We start from the raw sequence: 17,649 nt of genomic DNA, 5'->3' as shown, positions 1-17,649 counted from the left end.
ACTACCAATTTGCACGACTTGTACTAGGTTGATAGTGACTTCGCTCGTGAGTTGGAGAAGCGAAATGCCGATTTCAAGAGCGATCGCGCTTTTGGGGATGAGCCTGGTAGCACAGGCAAATGCCCTGGGCAGTCCGCCCGACGTTCAAGTCTGCATTGCCTGTCATGGTGCAAAAGGTGAAGGCACGCTTCAGGGGCCGATGCTTGCTGGACTCTCCGAGCTATACATCAGTGCCCAGATCGAGAATTTCATTGCTGGACGGCGCAGCAATGCCGTGATGTCGGCTGTTGCACAAGGCTACAGCGATGTGAAATTACGCAATCAAGTCGCGGGGTATTTTGCCGGGCAGGGCACAACGCCCACGTTGCACTTACGTGGCGAACAAATCGAGCCCACGCTTGCCAGCCAACTTTATTACCAGGGTGACCTGGGGCGTGATCTTCCGGCGTGCTACAGCTGCCACGGCCCAAGCGCTATCGGCACCGGTCCATTCCCTCGTTTGGCCGGGCAACAGGCAGCGTATTTGAAAGAGCAACTGATGGCCTGGAAAAATCGGCAGCGAAGCGGTGATCCCGACGACATGATGGGCAACATCGCTCGCAAGTTGAGCACGGATGAGATCGATGTTTTATCCGGCTACCTCTCAGGCATTCGATAAGGAGCCGAGGTCGATGATGAAGTGGCATGTGTGGCTGGCGGTGTGGATAGCCTTTCCGTTGCAGGCCATGGCAGCGGAGCCAGACATGAGCGAGCAAGTGCCGGCGCAGGACAAAAGTACCGGCCCCATGGATTTCATACCTCGGGAACTGACAACTATTCCCGCGGGGGATTTTGGCGACAACGTCCGCCGAGGGTATGAGCTGGTCGTCAATACTCAGCAACTGAAAGGTCGTTACGTCGGCAATCAACTCAATTGCACCGATTGCCATCTGAGCAACGGTGCCAAAGCCTATTCGGCCCCCTTGTGGGCGGCGTTTCTCGCCTACCCGGCCTTCCGCGCAAAAGACAATCATCTGGACACGTTTGCAGAGCGGGTCCAAGCCTGTTTCAGCTACTCGATGAACGGCAAGGCACCTGCCCTGAATTCGCCGGAAGTGGTGGCGATTTCCGCTTATTCGTACTGGATGCTGATGGGGGGATTGCTGGATAAATCCGGTATGACCGATACGCCAGTGCCTGAACTGACCGACCAGCAGCTGCAACAGGGCGGCAACGACAAATCATTCAAGCTGCCAGGGCCAATAGCGCAAAAAATCGAGGCGATCGGCCGTCGGAATATGCCTGGACGAGGGTTCGCAACGATGCCCGCCGCAGCGTTGCCGCCTGCTCCCGACCGAGGACTTCCGGTTTACGTTCAGCACTGTGCAATCTGTCATGGCGTGAAAGGAGAGGGCACCCTGATGGGGGGCGTGCCAGTCATGCCTGCGCTGTGGGGGGGCGACTCGTACAACTGGGGGGCAGGCATGCATCGGATCAATACCGCTGCGTTCTTCATATTCGAGAACATGCCGCTGGGCAAAGCGGTCCAGCTCACGCCACAACAGGCCTGGGATGTCGCGGCCTACATAAACAGTCAAGTGCGCCCGCAGGACCCAAGATTCACCGGCAACGTTGTCAGTACGGCCGCAGCGTTTCATCGCGGGGAACAATGCTTTTATGGGCAGACGGTGGATGGCGTGCTGTTAGGAAATGAGCGCGCGCCGGCGATATATCGGGCGCCGCCGGGGCAATCCCCCTTGCGATGACATCCAGCCAGTTGGCGGGGTATTGGAGGTCGTCAAGTCCATTTCTCAATGACCAATCTGCTCGCGCTAAACGCTGCGATTGAAGCCGCTCGTGCAGGAGAATAAGGCCGAGGCTTCGCGGAACCAGCTGGGGTCGGGCTTTTAAAGCGGCCGTGCTGATAGATTTTCCGAAGATGCCGATAAAGAGATCAGCAACCGCCCCGGATCAATGTTCTATCAGCGCCAAAAAATCAGGAGTTTTGAATGTATTTCGCTATGGTTTGGGGGCTGATGCTGGTCATCCCCGTTCTTTCCGTCATCATCGAGTCCATATTGACCACGGCGCCAGACTTCGTCTGGCTGATCGCCAAGTGGTTCGTGTTCTGGGGCATAGGCATCCGCCTGTTGATCGCCGGTGTTAAGCAGGTGGTGCAACCCAGTTTTACGGCTCGAACCATTTTCAAGATGTCCAGCCCGGACGCAGAAAAGCTTGTGAGCGAAATTGGTTTTGGCAATGTCGCTCTCGGTCTGGTTTCCACCTTGAGTATTGTCTTTCCAGCGTTCGTTACGCCGATGGCGCTAACTGGCGGTCTCTTTCTAGGCCTCGCCGGCGTCAAGCATGCTCGCAATGCCAACCGCTCGCCCGAAGAGACTACGGCGCTGATCACTGATCTGATTATCGGCGTTATCGGTATCAGCTCGGCCGTGCTGCTGTTGTTGCGCTAGGAAGGGGCCAGAGCTTGGCGGTACGCGTGTTTAAAAAATATCGCTTGCACCTTTAATTGGCTATGCCACGTACTTGAGCGGTAGCCGCATACTTCGTCATTCTCCAATCTGGTTAGGCGGAGGGGTAGTGCACGAGGGCCTGGGAGGAGGTAGCTCCCCTAGGTAAAGAAAACCATCGGCAGAATTTTTTTTGAAATCAAGGGGTTGCCAGCCTCAAGAAATGAGTACATAATTCACGCCATCGAAAGCACAGGCGACTGAAAAAGCTCAATGTTTTCAATGGGATAGAGCACGAAACCGAGTCTCGTTTCCCGATCCAGGTTTGTACGCATTTGATGTTGAGTAACACGACACCAGATGTAAGTGGCCGAGTAGCAAAATGGTTATGCAGTGGATTGCAAATCCACCTACGCCGGTTCGATTCCGACCTCGGCCTCCACTATAAACAAGCTCCGTAGATCGATGATTTACGGAGCTTTTTTATTTGCTTCTTCCAGCAAGATTTAGTCTTTAAAAGGAAGATTGCGAACTTGCTTCACAGGGGATGGATGTATATATTTCCACCTCTGCCGAGCAAGGCAGATGGCTACAACGCGCTACCGCCCGAATGGCGAAACTGGTAGACGCATGGGACTTAAAATCCCCCGCTCGTAAGGGCGTGCCGGTTCGATTCCGGCTTCGGGCACCATTTAAAATCAAGGGTTTGCGAGCGAAAGCTAATGCAAGCCCTTGTTTGTTTCTGGTCCGCAATTATTGAGTTGGATCGCAATTCACTTTGTTGGCCAGACTTTTTTGCCTTCGAAACGTTCGACAGCAACTCTTCGGCCGGCTCCCCATGCGCTGATTAACCCCCGCTTTGCAGCGCCCGGTCAGCCACCTTGGCGTTATGAACGAGCCGGCACAGGCCTGCGGTCATCACGATCGACAGCAGCGGCCAATAGATGAGTACGGTTTTCAGGAGCATGACGTCACCTCGCGCTTATGGCACCGGATCGAGTAACTGCCTGATTTTAGGTCTTGAACCGTGACAGAGCGAGTATGGACCTTATCCCGGTGCGCGCCGTGGCTTCGGCTTATCCTTCGTTCGCCCAAACTCCCGTCTGCGCGGTACGTCGCACGTAATCGGTAAAGTCCCGAGGAGGCCGGCCCAGCGCGCGCTGCACACCGTCGGCAATGGGTGTGTTTCGGCCATCGAGCACGGTGGTGAACAGGTACAACACCAGGTCAATAAATTCGCCGGGAATGTGTTCATCCTCCAATGCCTGGCGGTAGACGGCCGGCGGTACTCCCATGAAACCGATCGGGCGTTGAGTCCCGTGAGCAATTTCGGCAACGGCTTGCGCAAAGGTAAGCGCCCGCGGGCCCGTCACTTCATAGAACTGGCCTGCGTGACCTGGCTTGGTCAGTGCCTCGACCGCAATCTCCGCGATATCTTCTACATCGACAAAGGGCTCTGCGATATCGCCGACAGGCAGCACCAATTCACCCTGGAGAATCGGCTCAAGGAAGTGCGCTTCGCTGAAGTTCTGGCAAAACCAGCTGGACCGGAGAATGGTCCAGTCGACACCACTGTTCTGTATGACGCGCTCAGCCTGTTCCGCTTCTACTTCACCGCGCCCGGACAACAGCACCAGTTTGCCAACCCCTCTTTTGACCGCTAGATCGGTAAATGCCTGAATCGTTTCCAACGCGCCCGGGACGGCGAGATCTGGCTGATAAGAAATGTAAACCGCGTCGATCCCCTGGAGCACGGCCCGCCAAGTGCTCCTGTCCTCCCAGTCAAACGAAGGGTTGGCGCCGCGTGAGCCATGGCGCACAGGCAGGCCGGCAGCTTCGAGTCGCTGGACGATCCTGCTGCCAGTCTTGCCGGTTGCGCCGAGGACCAGGATGTTTTCTTGTTGGTCTTTCATCACGTTCATCTCCATCGGTTAATGTGAGTGATGCTCACGTTTATAAAGATGATAGATGCTCATGTTTTGCCGTCAATTGCGACAAGCGAACTCGCCGACGTACGGACATCGCCTGTTGGGCGCAATCAGTGACGGTGCTAAGGTGAGGCCTTGTCATGTTATTGAATGGACCATTCGCCAATGCGAAAGAACGCGCAAGTCGGGCCAGAGCTGCCGGCGTCGGACGCGACACGACGCAATCCCACGCAACAACGCAGTCGCGAGCGGCAGGAGCGGATTCTTGCGGTGGCGACTCAACTGATCGCAACCAAGGGCAGCGATCAGGTCAAGATGAGTGAAATCGCCGAGCGTTCAGAAATATCCATCGGTTCGCTCTACCAATATTTCCCCGACAAGAGCTCCGTGATCCGCACGCTTGCCGAACGCTACAGCGCTGAAAGCCGTCGCTGTATCGAAGAAGCGCTCAGTGGGGTTGAGGACGCTCAAGGCTTGCACGCCGCTTATGCTGGCCTGATCGATCTGTATTACAGGATCGTGCTGGCTACACCGGCGATGCGCGATATTTCATCCGGTATGCAGGCGGATAAGCAACTGATGGCGTTGGAGCTGGCGGAAAGTCGAGTGGCGGGGAGGCTGCTGGCCGATGCCATGCTGCGGGTGTTTCCGGGCTGTGATGCGCGACAGGTTGAAGAGACGGCATTTCTGATTTGGCAACTGGGCGAATCAACTATTCGACTGGCCATCACCTGCGCACCGGACGAGGGTCGTGGGCTGGTCGAGGCGTTCAAGCGCATGTCGTTGCGCGAGATTATGTCGCCGGCATTGAGCGAGGGAGGTGACGCGCAGTTGGCGGCTGAATCCGGTGAGTCCGATCCAGCCGCCGAACCAGTGAGCTAAACGAATGGTTGACCGGTAAAGCCACGGGGCAACCGTTGCAGCCCGGCCATCGCCGTCAGGCGTTCGACCCAGGCGGCGCGCCAATCACTGGCGGTGTGGGTCAGTTTGGTTTTGCGAGCGGCGCGACGTGATGCGTTGCGCTGGTCCTTTCGCGCATCCTTGAATGCATCGGTGTTTCGACAGCTTCTGCATTTGACCCGAGCCAGCTCGGTGGTGGAAACGAGTTTATTGCCTTTGTGACCGCAGGCAAGATGCCCGCTGACTTTGAAGTGAGTAACCATCAGACGCCTCCTTCGTGACGTGTGATCGTTTGACCGCCAACAAGCGCTGACGTTCGGCCATCAAGTTGCGGGCAAAAAAAGACCCGCATGCGGGCGGGTCAGGGGATTCATCAAAGGAGTGAACCCACTGTAAGACGTGAGATGTGAATGCGGTGTGAAAAGAACACGCAAAAAAACCATCAGTGCAGGGCAGGAGTAGGGCGCCACATTAAGTAAATGTCAGGCAAGGACGCACTCGGTGACAATCATGTCGCCGTTGATGCGCCCTGAATCAGGCCGGGTTGCTGCGCAAAGGTCGAATCATCTGAACCGTGGCAGTGGCCGGTCGGCAGGTTTTAGCGAAGACAAGGTGTTACGAATGAGTGGCGCATCTTTTTCGATATCGTTCAGACGATCACGAATTCTGAGGGCTGTCGGATGCCCTCCTTGATGATCAACCCAATCGGCGATCTCTTTGCATGCGGCGGCCAGGCGAGCCTGGCGCGAGTCAAGCAGCGTAAGCAGGGTGGTGATGGACTCTTTTTCGGACATGGCAAACACCTCCGTTGAAGAAACCTTGCAAGGGGCAGCAAAAAGCCCGCAGGGTGCGAGCTTTCTACCGATGGGTCGCTGATCCGTCAGCATTTTTGAGTATAGACCCGCTATTCAGCCTTGGCGGACCGCTACCTGGGATCGGGCGTTGAGCTGCCGACATTCTCGAAGGGCATCTTCTTCAAGATCGAAACCGTCACCGATGAAGCCCTGAGTGCGGGTATCGGTAATGCGATACCAGATGGCGGCTTCGGGTGGTGCATGGCCGGACTCCCCGGCTCGGCGGCCGTGGATGATGATCTTGTTGCACCGCTTCACGACGAAAATGTCTTCCATGGCGTCACCGCAGCTGATTCGTGTTCAGATCAACTATAGAAGCCATTCGCGATCGTGCAAAAAATAGGCAGGCCGATTCGTCGGTTGAGTGGTCGATCAAGTGGCTGCCGCTTGATTGCCCGTGGTCTCTGCGAGTTGTTCAAGGAACATCGACAGTGCAACTTCTTCGGCCCGCAGCCCTTTGCGCACCCGTGCTTTTGGCAAATCCGCCAGTGAGCCCAGCATGAAGCCGTCAACCACCGCCGGATGGATGTAGCACTTGCGGCACACCGCGGGCGTGTTACCCAACTGCCGCGCAACGTTCTTGACCGTTTCGACAATGTGGCGTTTCGCGTCTGATTCAGGCTGCCACTGCAATTCGCGCAATACCGCTAGCGCCAGTGCGCTTCCGGCCCAGGTGCGATAGTCCTTGGCCGTGAAATCGGCGCCGGTCAGGGTTTGCAGGTAGGTGTTAACGTCGGAAGAACTGACGGTGTGCCGCTCGCCGTCTTCGTCCAGGTACTGAAACAGATTTTGTCCGGGAATCTCCATGCAGCGTTTGACCACCCGCGCCAGGCGCCGATCCTTGACGGTGATCTGATGCTCGACGCCGCTTTTGCCGCGAAACTGGAACTGAATCGCGCTGCCGTTGACCTCGACATGCCGGTTGCGCAACGTGGTCAAGCCATAGGAATGGTTGTCCCGAGCGTACTGGGTGTTGCCGACCCGAATCAGCGTTGCATCGAGCAAGGTAATCACCGTGGCCATGACCTTGTCGCGGCTGAACCCCGGTGCGGCCAATAAGGCCTCCAATTGTTTGCGCAGTTTCGGCAGCGCGAGGCCGAAGTCCCGCAGGCGGGCGTACTTGTCGGCATCGCGCACTTCGCGCCACCGCGCGTGATAGCGGTACTGTTTACGTCCGCGAGCGTCAATGCCGGTGGCTTGCAAATGACCACGCGGGTCGGCGCAGATCCACACATCGGTGTAGGCCGGCGGCACTGCGAGGCTGTTCAGGCGTTTGATGTGGTCGGCGTCGGTGATGCGCTGACCTGTCGGATCGAAATAGCTGAACTTGCCGCGCAACAGCTTGCGGGTTATTCCCGGTTGCGTGTCATCGACGTAATGCAGGTCGGGGGGCAGCACATCCAGCAGCGCGTTATCAGGCATGGCGAGTAATCCTTGGCAACGAATCCAGGGTCGTTACAGGCATTGACCGCGTGCCGTTGCAGTCGTGCCAGCGGATTCAAGCGAGGACCGCCACTGCCTTGATTTGCGCCCAGAGTTGTTGCCCCGGCTGTACGCCCAACTGGTCCCGGGAATAGCGCGTGATCCTGGCCAGCAGCGGCGTGCCGCCAGCATCCAAGCGGACCAGGACATGGGCGGCGTTGTCGGCGGCGGCTTCACTGATCACCGTGACCGGCAGTCGATTGAGAATGCTGCTTTGCTCGACACCTTGCAGGCTCAGGCTCACATCCCGCGCTTGAACCTTGCAACGCAATGCCTGGCCGTTGCTCATCGGTGCGTGCGTCACGCGAATGCTCAGGTCGGTATTGGGCAGTTGCAACGTCAGCAACTGATAGTGCGCGTCATAGCTACTGACGTGCCCCTCGATGACCACGCCAGCGTCGTCGCCCATTGCCAGCGGCAAATCCAGACGGGCCAGGGTTTCGCCAATCGGGCCGCTGGCCAGTGCCTTGCCGTCGCTGAGCAGGACGATATGGTCAGCCAGTCGCGCGACTTCATCCTGGGAGTGGCTGACGTACAGCACCGGGATATCGAGTTGGTCGTGCAGCCGTTGCAGGTACGGCAGGATTTCGTTTTTACGCTGGCTGTCCAGCGCGGCCAGCGGTTCATCCATCAGCAACATTTTCGGGCTGGTGAGTAGCGCGCGTGCGATCCCGATGCGCTGGCGTTCGCCGCCGGAAAGATGCTGTGGATGCCGGTCGAGCAAGTGGCCGATGCCCAACAATGCGGTGGCATGGGCCATGTCGACGCGGCGCTGCTGTTTAGGAATGCGTTTGAGGCCGAACTCGAGATTGGCCAGTACTGACAGGTGAGGAAACAGGCTGGCTTCCTGGAATACATAACCAATGGCGCGTTTGTGCGGTGGTACGAATAGCCGTTTTTCGCTGTCCTGCCAGACTTCATCGTTGATCTGGATAAAACCCTGTTCAGCCTTTTCCAGCCCAGCGATGCAACGAAGGCAGGTGGTCTTGCCGGAACCGGAATGCCCATAGAGCGCGGTCACGCCACGACCGGGTAATTGCAGATCGACGTCGAGGGAAAATCCCGGATAACTCAATTTCAGCCGCGTTTGAATCATCTGTCAGCTCCAGCCCGCTTTGGTTTTACGGCTGGAGTAGAGCGCCAGCAATACCGCAAAGGAGAACACCAGCATTGCCCCGGCCAGCCAATGGGCCTGGGCGTATTCCATCGCTTCGACGTGATCGTATATCTGCACCGAGACCACACGGGTCTTGTCGGGAATATTGCCGCCGATCATCAGCACCACGCCGAACTCACCGACGGTATGGGCAAACCCCAGAATGGCTGCCGTGATGAATCCAGGCCGGGCCAGCGGCAGGATCACGCTGAAAAACGTGTCCCAGGGATTGGCGCGCAAGGTCGCGGCCACTTCCAGCGGACGAGTGCCAATGGCGGAAAACGCATTTTGCAGCGGTTGAACCACAAACGGCATCGAGTACAGCACCGAGCCGATCACCAACCCTGCAAAACTGAATGTCAGGGTGCCGAGCCCCAGTGATTGGGTGAACTGGCCGACAAACCCGTGAGGGCCGAGCGCCAGCAGCAGATAAAACCCGATCACCGTGGGCGGCAGCACGAGGGGCAGGGCGACGATCGCCCCGACCGGGCCGCGCAACCAGGAACGGGTGCGCGATAGCCATAACGCAATCGGAGTGCCAATGACCAGCAGAATGAGCGTCGTCAGAGACGCCAGTTTGAGGGTCAGCCAGATGGCTGCAAAGTCGGCACTCGTCAGCGTCATTTAGAGTTGGTAACCGTAGGATTTGATGACGGCAGCGGCTTTCGGACCTTTGAGGTATTCAACCAGCGCCTTGGCGGCCGGGTTGTCTTTGCCTTTGTTGAGGATCACCGCGTCCTGTTTGATCGGGTCGTGCATGCTTGCAGGTACGATCCACGCCGAACCGCCGGTGACTTTGCCGTCTTTGTAGATCTGCGACAAGGCTACAAAACCGATTTCAGCGTTGCCGGTCGAGACGAACTGGTAGGCCTGAGTAATGTTCTGGCCTTCTACGATTTTGCTTTTGACTTTGTCGGTCAAGCCGAGCTTGGCCAGCACCTGAGTCGCGGCGAGGCCATAAGGTGCGGCTTTCGGGTTGGCGATGGCGAGGTGCTGATATTCGTTCTTTTTCAGCACTTCGCCTTTGGCGTCGACGTACCCTTCCTTGGCCGACCACAGCGCCAAGGTGCCGATGGCGTAGGTGAAGCGCGAGCCTTTGACGGTGTCGCCTTCGGTTTCGAGTTTTTGCGGGGTGCTGTCGTCGGCGGAGAGGAACACTTCGAACGGTGCGCCGTTCTTGATCTGGGTGTAGAACTGGCCGGTTGCCCCGTAGGCGGCGACCAGCTTATGCCCGGTGTCTTTTTCGAAATCGGCGGCAATCGCCTGAATCGGTGCGGTGAAGTTGGCGGCAACGGCCACCTGGACTTCGTCCGCCTGAGCGGACCCGAAAGCAAACACAGCGAGAAGGCTGGCGAGGCAGGTAGGGGCAAAACGTGAGGCGCGAATGGTCATGAAACGGCTCCGTGTTCAGGCGAAAACAACGAGGGGTAAAACGCTATATAGCGGAATATATAGCGAAATGCCTGCAAACGGAATGTGCTGAATGTCGGATGGCGACGTCAAGCAACCGGCAGCCACAGGTTGTGCCGGTGTCCAGCTGAATCAGTGTTACCGGCGGATCAGTTTCGCCAGCCCATCCTCGGCCAGGCGCCGAGTCAACTCTGCGGTGGTCATTTCAACCCCCAGCGGAAACGCTTGCCCGGCCCAGAGGTTGCTGAATTCAGCTTCAGACTTGCCCCGCAGCGGCATCAACGCCCCGCCCGCCAGGGGGAATGCCGGTGCTTTATCGCTCATGGGGCCGAGCTCGCGCATCACCCGATTGAGAATTCCTCGCGCCGGGCGCCCGGTGAAAATATTGGTGATGGCGGTCTCGCTTTCCTTGGCGGTACGCAAAGCTTTGTGGTGAGACGCGCTGACCTTGGCCTCGGAGGTAAACAAGTAGGCCGTGCCCACTTGAACCGCCGACGCGCCCAGCAGGAACGCCGCCGCGACGCCTCGCGCATCGCTGATTCCGCCCGCCGCAATCACCGGTACTTTCACCGCATCGACAATCTGCGGGACCAACGCAAACAGGCCCACCTGGCTACTCAAGTCATCGCTGAGAAACATCCCGCGATGGCCACCCGCCTCGTAGCCCATGGCGATGATTGCGTCGCAACCGTGCTGTTCGAGCCAGACGGCTTCTTCGACGGTGGTCGCCGAAGAGAGGATTTTCGCACCGGTGGCTTTCACCCGGTCCAGCAAGGTCTTTTCCGGCAGGCCAAAGTGAAAACTCACAACTTCAGGGCGAAACTCCTCAACCACTTCGCACGCGGCGGCATCAAACGGCGCGCGATTTGACACCGGCGTCGGCGCATCAAAATCGATACTCAGTTCCCGGTAGTAAGGTTCCAGCAGGTTTTCCCAGGCCCGGGCGCGTTGTTCATCGGCGGCGGGCGGTTGATGGCAGAAATAATTGATGTTGAACGGGCGCTGGCTGTGCTGGCGGATCGTCTTCAACTCTTCGCGAAGTTGCTCGATGCTCAACATCGCGGCGGGCATCGAGCCCAGCCCGCCGGCGTTGCTCGCGGCAATCACCATCGCTGAATGTGTAGCGCCGGCCATGGGCGCCTGGATGATGGGCAAATCGATGCCGAGCAGGTCAAGAATGCGGGTGTCTGGCCATTGGCTCATGTGAATGATGCTCCGACGTCGAAACAGGGCGGGGACGGTAGAACCGGTTTTTTACCGCAATGACTGTCCTGGGGCCAGTCGACTTTGCTCCTCACTTCCTCGATCCCTGATATCAACGTCGGTTCAGGCCACCGCCTCCGCCGAAAGAGCGATTCATGTATTGAGACGAGTTGTGATAGTTGCTCATTCGTTCATTGCCGAACGAGCGCGCAGCGGACTCGCGATTGAGGTTCTGCACTTGCGCGGTGTTCGCTGGGTTGACCCTGGTTTGGCCACCCTTGACCATCGATTGCCAGCCATCATCGGTCTTCTTGTACACGTTGCCGTCATGCCCGGCGTAGACGTTGTCGCCCACTCGGGCGGCGCTGCTGTTGCGCCCGCGCACACCGCTCACTTGCGTGGTGTTGCCGGTGTTCGGGTTGTAGACCGCGCCGCGACCTGCGCTGACTTGTGCGCCGGTACGCGTGTTGCCTGCCGTCACGCGTTGACCGGCTACAGCGCCGCCGTTCGGGCCGACCGCCGCGCCACTTCGACCTGCCGCATAGTTGCCGGTGTAGACGTTATGTACCGCGCCCCGTTGGCCGGCCGCCGCGACGCCCGTGCGCGAGTTGTAAGAGGCACCCACCTGACCGGCCCAGCGGTTACCGGTCCAGGCGTTGTAACCGGCGCCGTAACGGCTGACCGACGCTCGGTCACCCCATTGCCGGTAGATATTGCCGGTGGTGCCCGCCCAACCGCCAGGTCCCCAAGCCACCGCACCGCCGTGATAGCCGTAAGCGCCGCCACCCCAAGGCATTGGCGCCGGATACAGGCGTGGGCCCCACGCGTAACCCCAGCCGTAATTGCCCCACCATGGATAAGCGCCCCAGCCCCAGCCCATGGCGACGGTGCTGCCACCCCAACTCCAGCCGAAACCGAAACCAAAGGTCCAGCCGGTCCATGGTGTGTAGCGGATAGCGACGCCTGAACCGTAAGTCACCGGCGGTCCGTACCAGGCGCTGCCAACCCAGGGCGTGTACGGATAACCGGTGCCATAGACCACCACACCGCTGGCCGGATCCAGCGTCGAGCCCTGATAGCCCGGCGTGTAACCCACAACCACGGTGTCGCCACTGGTTTCATAGACTTTTACGTAAGTGATGTAGTGCATCGGTGAGCTTGGCGGGATCGAGTAGATTACCGCCGGTACGGAAGCGGCGACCGACCATGGCCCTTGAACCGAGGTGGCGACAAACCAGATGCCGTTTTCCACCGCGTACCAGCTGTTGGCGTCGACTCTGATGATTGGCATCGGCGTGTTCACCACGTATTGCAGCGGCGTGCCGGCAATTGCTTTGAGTTGCGGCTGGCCGTCGAATGGCGGTGCGGTCATTTTTACGGCGCTTTTCTTGATCGCCGACGTCTGTGGGATCGTTGCCGCAATCGCCGCTTCCTTCGCTTGCGAGGTGCCGGCCACCGAGGCTTTGACGTTTTCTTTGGGACTGTTATCGGGGATATTGGCGAAGTCGGCCGGCAATTTATCTGCCGGGGCGAATGTCCATGGGCCTTGCATGTCACTGGCCTTGAACCAGCGTCCAGAGATCAGCACGTAGCTGTCCTGGTCACCGATTTCCTTGAAGATATGCCCGGTGGTGTTCGTCACATACAGCAGTTGAGTGCCCTGGATCGGCTGCCATTGCGGCGCGCCATCCGTGACGATCAACTCGGTGGGCGAGGTGGCGATAAAAATCTGCGGGATCGGCGGTTTGGCCAAGGTAGGAATCTTGTCCTTTGCATCGCCCTGTCCGGTCAGCAAGTCCACCTGACGGCTCTGGACTGCCGCTTTCCGGGCCTTTTCCAGATCCCCCGTCGGCGACGGCAGCGGTTCGTATCGGCCGGTGAGCGCATCCGCGACCATCCAGCCATCGAACACGTGCAGGTAGTGTTTGCCTTGGGCATCTTTCAGTAGCAGCGGACGGGTATTGATGACCCGCTCCAGCGGCGTACCGTCTACCGGCCGATAAGCCGGCTCGCCATCGATGTACACCAGGATCGCCGGCACCTCGGACGTGAGGATGTTCGGTGGGGTGTTTTCAATAGGTTCGCCGCTGGACTGTTGCTCGGCCGCGAGCACGCCGACAGCAGCTTCCAGTTGATCCAGGGAAATGGTTTTCCTGCGATTCGTCGCATCCTTTTGCAACGCAGCAACCCATGCGTCACCTTGTGACGCGCTGGAGGGGAAATCGGCCTTGATGATTTTGTATTGATCAAGCGCGACCCAGCGCGTGGCTTTATCGACCAGGGTGTGTGCGCTGAACTGCACGATGCCATAGGTGGATTTTCCGTCGGCACCGGTGGCCTCGACGGCTGCTCGGGCCAGCAAGGTGTAGCCATCCCAGCTATCCAGTTGGGGCTGATAAATCGTCAGTTTGGTATCACCAGCGGTTAGCACCTGTGGCCAGGTCGGGCTCGCTGGTGCTTGACTCGCGGGCGCTGTCGACGGATTTGCCGGCGCGGCCTGAACCCCAGTGAAAACCAATAGGCAGAGCATCAGCAACAAGGGGCGCAAGCAGGGGTGAGACATTGTCAGCTCCGTTGATAGGGCGGTTTCAGGTATTTCGTTGCTGCGAAAAAAAGCATAGTCGCGGCTCATGGAAACGCTCGGTGCTTTTACGGATTGGCTTAAAGTCGAGTACGGCAAAATATTTCTTTATGCTATTTCATCCGCACAACCCACCTGATTGATTCATTGAGAGGCAGCGATGTTCAAGGGCATTTTGATCGACAAAGACGACAGCGGTTACCGGGCCAGCCTGCAAACGATCAATGACGATCAACTGCCCGAAGGCGATGTCACGGTGCGCGTGGCGTACAGCACGTTGAACTTCAAGGACGGCCTGGCGATTACCGGCAGCAGCCCGGTGGTGCGCAAATTCCCGATGGTGCCCGGCATCGATCTGGCCGGTACCGTCGAGGCCAGCACTCATCCGGACTACCAGGTCGGTGACCGGGTGCTACTCAACGGCTGGGGCGTGGGTGAGGGGCATTGGGGCGGACTGGCGCAGAAAGCCCGGCTTAGCGGTGACTGGCTGATTCCCTTGCCAAAAGCCTTTACCGCTGCGCAGTCCATGGCCATCGGCACGGCGGGTTACACGGCAATGTTGTGCATCCTGGCGCTGGAACATAACGGTGTGACGCCGGAGCAGGGCGACGTTCTGGTGACCGGAGCCAACGGCGGCGTCGGCAGTTTCGCCATCGCGTTGCTGAGCAAACTCGGTTATCGGGTGGTGGCGTCGACGGGCCGTACCTCCGAGCACGAGTACCTTAAACAGCTGGGCGCCAGTGAAATCATCGACCGCGCAACACTGTCCGAACCGGGCAAACCTTTGGCGAAAGAACGTTGGGCGGCGGTGATTGATTCGGTCGGCAGTCACACCCTGGCCAACGCCTGTGCGGCCACCAAGGCCAACGGCACGGTCGCCGCGTGTGGCCTGGCGCAAGGCATGGAGTTCCCGGCCTCCGTCGCGCCGTTCATTTTGCGCGGGGTGACATTGGCCGGGATCAACAGCGTGACCCAACCGAAAGCCAAGCGGGTACAGGCATGGGATCGTCTGGCGAAGGACCTGGATTTCGCCTTGCTACCTCTGATCAGCCATGAAATCGGTTTGAGCGAAGCAATCGACGCCGCGCCACGCCTGCTTGCCGGGCAATTGCGTGGGCGGGTGGTGGTCGATGTTAATCGCTGATCAGACGGTTTCGCGTTCCAGCAATTGACGCTTGCGCTCGACACCCCAGCGATAGCCTGACAGGTTGCCGTCGCTGCGCACCACGCGGTGGCATGGAATCGCCACCGCGATGTTGTTCGCGCCGCACGCTTGAGCTACGGCGCGCATCGATTTGGGCGCGCCGATGCGCTGAGCGATCTCGGCATAACTGGCGGTGCTGCCGACCGGAATCTCCCGCAGCGCCTGCCAGACGCGCTCCTGAAAGGCTGTGCCGCGCACGTCCAGTGGCAAATCCAGGCCAATGGCTGGCGACTCAATGAATCCGACCACTTTGGCGATCAATTGCTCGAACCCGTGATCGGCACCGATCAGGTTGGCGCGGCGAAACTTGTCCTGCAGATCGCAAACCAATTGGTGCGGGTCATCGCCTAGCAGAATCGCGCAAACGCCGCGCTCACTCTGCGCCACCAGAATCGCCCCCAGCGAACACTGGCCGACGGCAAAGCGGATGTCGTTATTTTTCCCCGCGGCGCGGTACTCACCGGGTTTCATCCCCAGCAACTGATCCGCCGCCTCATAGAAACGGCTGTTGGAGTTGAAGCCGGCGTCGTACAACGCATCGGTGACCGAGTTGCCTTCTGCCAGCCGCTCGCGAACCCGGCGAGAACGGTGGGCAGTGGCGTAGCCTTTGGGTGTCAGGCCAGTGACCGCTTTGAACACCCGATGGAAATGGAAGCTGCTCAATCCGGCCGCGTTCGCCAACTCGCTCAGCGCAGGCAAATCCTCGGCGGCTTCGATTTGTCGGCACGCGGCGGCTACAGTGGCGGCGTGTTGCGCGGCGCCATCGCTCTGATCTTTTGTCGACCGTTTGCTTGGACGATAACCCGCAGCCTGGGCCTGCTCGGCGGTATCAAAAAACTCGACGTTTTGCGGATTCGGCAACCGTGCCAGGCTGCTCGGGCGGCAATAGACGCCGGTAGTCTTCACCGCGTAGACAAATTGCCCGTCGGCGCGCGGATCACGTGCGACCACTGCGGCCCAGCGCGGATCATTTTCGGTAGCAGTTTTCAGCGAATGGCGTGTCATGGCGTTCTGTCCGTTGACCAGTTTCATTCAGATTAATCAGGCGCTGCAAACGCGGCACTCCGGGTCTTGCGGTTGAATTCGAACGCGTCAGCCGGCAACCCGAAATGTGAAGTTGATTCGCTGCTCGCCCAGTTGTGGATGCAGCCCTTCCTTGATCGGCAAGACGCCGTGAAACCGCAAGCGATCCACGCCGCCCCAGACCACGATGTCGCCATGAAACAGTGGCACGCGCTGGCTTTTATCACTGCGGGCAAATCCTCCAAACAAGAACATTGCGGGCAATCCAAGCGAAACCGAAACGATCGGTGCTGCGTAGGAACCTTCGTTTTTATCCTGATGCAACGACATCTTCGCCCCAGGGACATAGCGGTTGATCAGGCAGGAATCGGGCATGAAGTCGTTAAATTCCGCGGCCTCAGCCGCCGCGTGTGCCAGTTCGAGAAACACGTCGGGCATGTCGGGCCAGGGTTGGCCGGTTTGTGGATCGGCGCGGGTGTAGCGATAACCGCTGCGGTCGGTGGTCCAGCCCAGTGTGCCGCAACTGCTCAGTGCGACCGACATGGTAAAGCCGCCCGGGGTGACCATCTGCCGAAATGGCGCCGCCACCAGCACGTCTTCGAGCGCCGGCAACAAACGGTCGAGCGACGGCAGGGCAAAGCCTCTCAGCACGTAGGACTGTTCACCGATCTGTTCGCGTTTTGGCGGCTGTTCGGGTTCGGTGTTGCCAAACAAGTCGAGGGTGCTCGGGGTCATTGGGTCATAACGCATCGTGAAAGATGATTCCAAGGGTATGCCGTTGTCCGCTGTGCAGGCGACTGACGCCGTGGCGCATTGTCACCCGGTAATAGCCGCGAACGCCTTTGACCGGACGCTGGTTGACGGCAAAGATCAGTCCATCGCCTTTATTGAGGCTGATCACCTGAGGGCGCGACTGCATCCGTGGACGCTGCTCGGTCAGCACAAACTCGCCACCGGTAAATTCCTCGCCCGGTTCTGACAGAAGAATCGCCAATTGCAGTGGGAACACGTGTTCGCCGTACACATCCTGATGCAAACAGTTGTAGTCCTGCGGCCCATATTGCAGCAACAACGGGGTGGGTCGTTCCTGACCGGCGGCATGGCAGCGTTCGAGAAACGCTTGATGCGATGCCGGAAACTGCTGCGGCATGCCCATGGCTGCATGCCAGCGGTTGGCGATGGGCACCAGCCGCGGATAGAACTCGCTGCGCAACGTGGCGACCCTGTCTGGCAGCGGATAGCGGAAGTACTTGTATTCACCGCGACCAAAACCGTGGCGAGCCATCATGACCTTAGAGCGAAACGGCTCAGTGTGTGTATAGAGGGCGCTGACTTGTGCGCACGCCTGAACACTCAGCAGCGACGGAATGATTGCGCAGCCTTGTTGATCAAGCTGTTGTTCCACAGCTGCCCAGTCAAGCGTGTCGAGCGTGTATTCGTGCGGCATGTTCTGACTCCCTG

Annotated in this window: 18 protein-coding genes, 2 tRNA genes and 1 pseudogene; 8 read left to right on the top strand and 13 right to left on the bottom strand. The window is 58.8% G+C overall.

What is annotated here, in order from left to right; genetic code table 11:
* Positions 1-64 precede the first annotated feature (64 nt).
* The 6 genes and pseudogenes from ACQKP4_RS02200 to ACQKP4_RS02175 all read left to right on the top strand — a co-directional run bounded on the left by ACQKP4_RS02200 (position 65) and on the right by ACQKP4_RS02175 (position 3,138).
* On the top strand, positions 65-658 hold the full coding sequence (locus tag ACQKP4_RS02200; RefSeq protein WP_427629980.1) for a c-type cytochrome: 594 nt from the start codon (positions 65-67) through the stop codon (positions 656-658).
* A gap of 13 nt (positions 659-671) precedes the next feature.
* Complete coding sequence (locus tag ACQKP4_RS02195) at positions 672-1,745, top strand: c-type cytochrome (RefSeq protein ID WP_427629978.1); 1,074 nt, start codon at positions 672-674, stop codon at positions 1,743-1,745.
* A 10-nt stretch (positions 1,746-1,755) separates the two neighbouring features.
* Positions 1,756-1,847, top strand: a pseudogene (locus tag ACQKP4_RS02190) (methyl-accepting chemotaxis protein); the annotation flags it as partial.
* 141 nt (positions 1,848-1,988) lie between these two features.
* A complete protein-coding gene (locus ACQKP4_RS02185) occupies positions 1,989-2,450 on the top strand; it encodes a DUF6790 family protein (protein ID WP_427629976.1) in 462 nt (153 codons plus the stop codon).
* 365 nt (positions 2,451-2,815) lie between these two features.
* Positions 2,816-2,889, top strand: a tRNA-Cys gene (locus tag ACQKP4_RS02180).
* Between the two features lie 162 nt (positions 2,890-3,051).
* Positions 3,052-3,138: transfer RNA gene (locus ACQKP4_RS02175), tRNA-Leu, on the top strand.
* 385 nt (positions 3,139-3,523) lie between these two features.
* On the opposite strand, the gene ACQKP4_RS02170 is transcribed toward ACQKP4_RS02175, so the two are convergent.
* Positions 3,524-4,360: an NAD(P)H-binding protein gene (locus ACQKP4_RS02170; RefSeq protein ID WP_427629974.1), complete on the bottom strand. Its 837-nt coding sequence runs from the start codon at positions 4,358-4,360 to the stop codon at positions 3,524-3,526.
* A gap of 180 nt (positions 4,361-4,540) precedes the next feature.
* Between ACQKP4_RS02170 and ACQKP4_RS02165 the strand changes: the two genes are divergently transcribed.
* Positions 4,541-5,257: a TetR family transcriptional regulator gene (locus tag ACQKP4_RS02165; protein WP_427629973.1), complete on the top strand. Its 717-nt coding sequence runs from the start codon at positions 4,541-4,543 to the stop codon at positions 5,255-5,257.
* Here ACQKP4_RS02165 and ACQKP4_RS02160 read toward each other — a convergent pair.
* From ACQKP4_RS02160 to ACQKP4_RS02120, 9 genes are all read right to left on the bottom strand, one after another.
* The gene (locus ACQKP4_RS02160) at positions 5,254-5,538 is read right to left on the bottom strand and encodes a hypothetical protein (RefSeq protein WP_427629971.1); all 285 of its coding nucleotides are present in this window, start codon (positions 5,536-5,538) and stop codon (positions 5,254-5,256) included. The two genes, ACQKP4_RS02165 and ACQKP4_RS02160, sit on opposite strands and share 4 nt — an antisense overlap.
* A gap of 300 nt (positions 5,539-5,838) precedes the next feature.
* Positions 5,839-6,069 (bottom strand): hypothetical protein, encoded by a 231-nt coding sequence (locus tag ACQKP4_RS02155; protein ID WP_427629969.1) that lies wholly within the window; start codon positions 6,067-6,069, stop codon positions 5,839-5,841.
* Between the two features lie 114 nt (positions 6,070-6,183).
* Complete coding sequence (locus ACQKP4_RS02150) at positions 6,184-6,405, bottom strand: hypothetical protein (protein ID WP_427629967.1); 222 nt, start codon at positions 6,403-6,405, stop codon at positions 6,184-6,186.
* Positions 6,406-6,501: 96 nt separating this feature from the next.
* A complete protein-coding gene (locus ACQKP4_RS02145) occupies positions 6,502-7,551 on the bottom strand; it encodes a DNA topoisomerase IB (protein WP_427629965.1) in 1,050 nt (349 codons plus the stop codon).
* A 76-nt stretch (positions 7,552-7,627) separates the two neighbouring features.
* Positions 7,628-8,707 (bottom strand): molybdenum ABC transporter ATP-binding protein, encoded by a 1,080-nt coding sequence (gene modC, locus ACQKP4_RS02140; protein ID WP_427629963.1) that lies wholly within the window; start codon positions 8,705-8,707, stop codon positions 7,628-7,630.
* 3 nt (positions 8,708-8,710) lie between these two features.
* The gene (gene modB / locus ACQKP4_RS02135; protein WP_427629961.1) at positions 8,711-9,391 is read right to left on the bottom strand and encodes a molybdate ABC transporter permease subunit; all 681 of its coding nucleotides are present in this window, start codon (positions 9,389-9,391) and stop codon (positions 8,711-8,713) included.
* A complete protein-coding gene (gene modA / locus ACQKP4_RS02130) occupies positions 9,392-10,159 on the bottom strand; it encodes a molybdate ABC transporter substrate-binding protein (protein ID WP_427629959.1) in 768 nt (255 codons plus the stop codon).
* A gap of 156 nt (positions 10,160-10,315) precedes the next feature.
* Entirely contained in the window at positions 10,316-11,380 is a 1,065-nt protein-coding gene (locus ACQKP4_RS02125; RefSeq protein WP_427629957.1) for an NAD(P)H-dependent flavin oxidoreductase, read from the bottom strand.
* Between the two features lie 112 nt (positions 11,381-11,492).
* Entirely contained in the window at positions 11,493-13,811 is a 2,319-nt protein-coding gene (locus ACQKP4_RS02120; RefSeq protein ID WP_427629955.1) for an autotransporter, read from the bottom strand.
* 310 nt (positions 13,812-14,121) lie between these two features.
* Here ACQKP4_RS02120 and ACQKP4_RS02115 point away from each other — a divergent pair, with 310 nt between their 5' ends.
* Positions 14,122-15,105, top strand: a complete 984-nt coding sequence (locus tag ACQKP4_RS02115; protein WP_427629953.1) for an MDR family oxidoreductase — start codon at positions 14,122-14,124, stop codon at positions 15,103-15,105.
* On the opposite strand, the gene ada is transcribed toward ACQKP4_RS02115, so the two are convergent.
* From ada to ACQKP4_RS02100, 3 genes are all read right to left on the bottom strand, one after another.
* Complete coding sequence (ada, locus tag ACQKP4_RS02110) at positions 15,106-16,170, bottom strand: bifunctional DNA-binding transcriptional regulator/O6-methylguanine-DNA methyltransferase Ada (protein ID WP_427629999.1); 1,065 nt, start codon at positions 16,168-16,170, stop codon at positions 15,106-15,108. It lies immediately after the preceding gene.
* Positions 16,171-16,257: 87 nt separating this feature from the next.
* Positions 16,258-16,938 (bottom strand): DNA oxidative demethylase AlkB, encoded by a 681-nt coding sequence (gene alkB, locus ACQKP4_RS02105; RefSeq protein WP_427629951.1) that lies wholly within the window; start codon positions 16,936-16,938, stop codon positions 16,258-16,260.
* Complete coding sequence (locus tag ACQKP4_RS02100; protein WP_427629949.1) at positions 16,928-17,635, bottom strand: 2OG-Fe(II) oxygenase; 708 nt, start codon at positions 17,633-17,635, stop codon at positions 16,928-16,930. Before ACQKP4_RS02100 ends, alkB begins: the two co-directional genes overlap by 11 nt.
* Positions 17,636-17,649 lie beyond the last annotated feature (14 nt).

The sequence above is a fragment of the Pseudomonas sp. NPDC086278 genome (assembly GCF_050280905.1).
GTDB lineage: Bacteria > Pseudomonadota > Gammaproteobacteria > Pseudomonadales > Pseudomonadaceae > Aquipseudomonas.
Note: the sequence above shows the minus strand (reverse complement) of the source record. Positions and strands in the feature narration are given on the sequence as shown.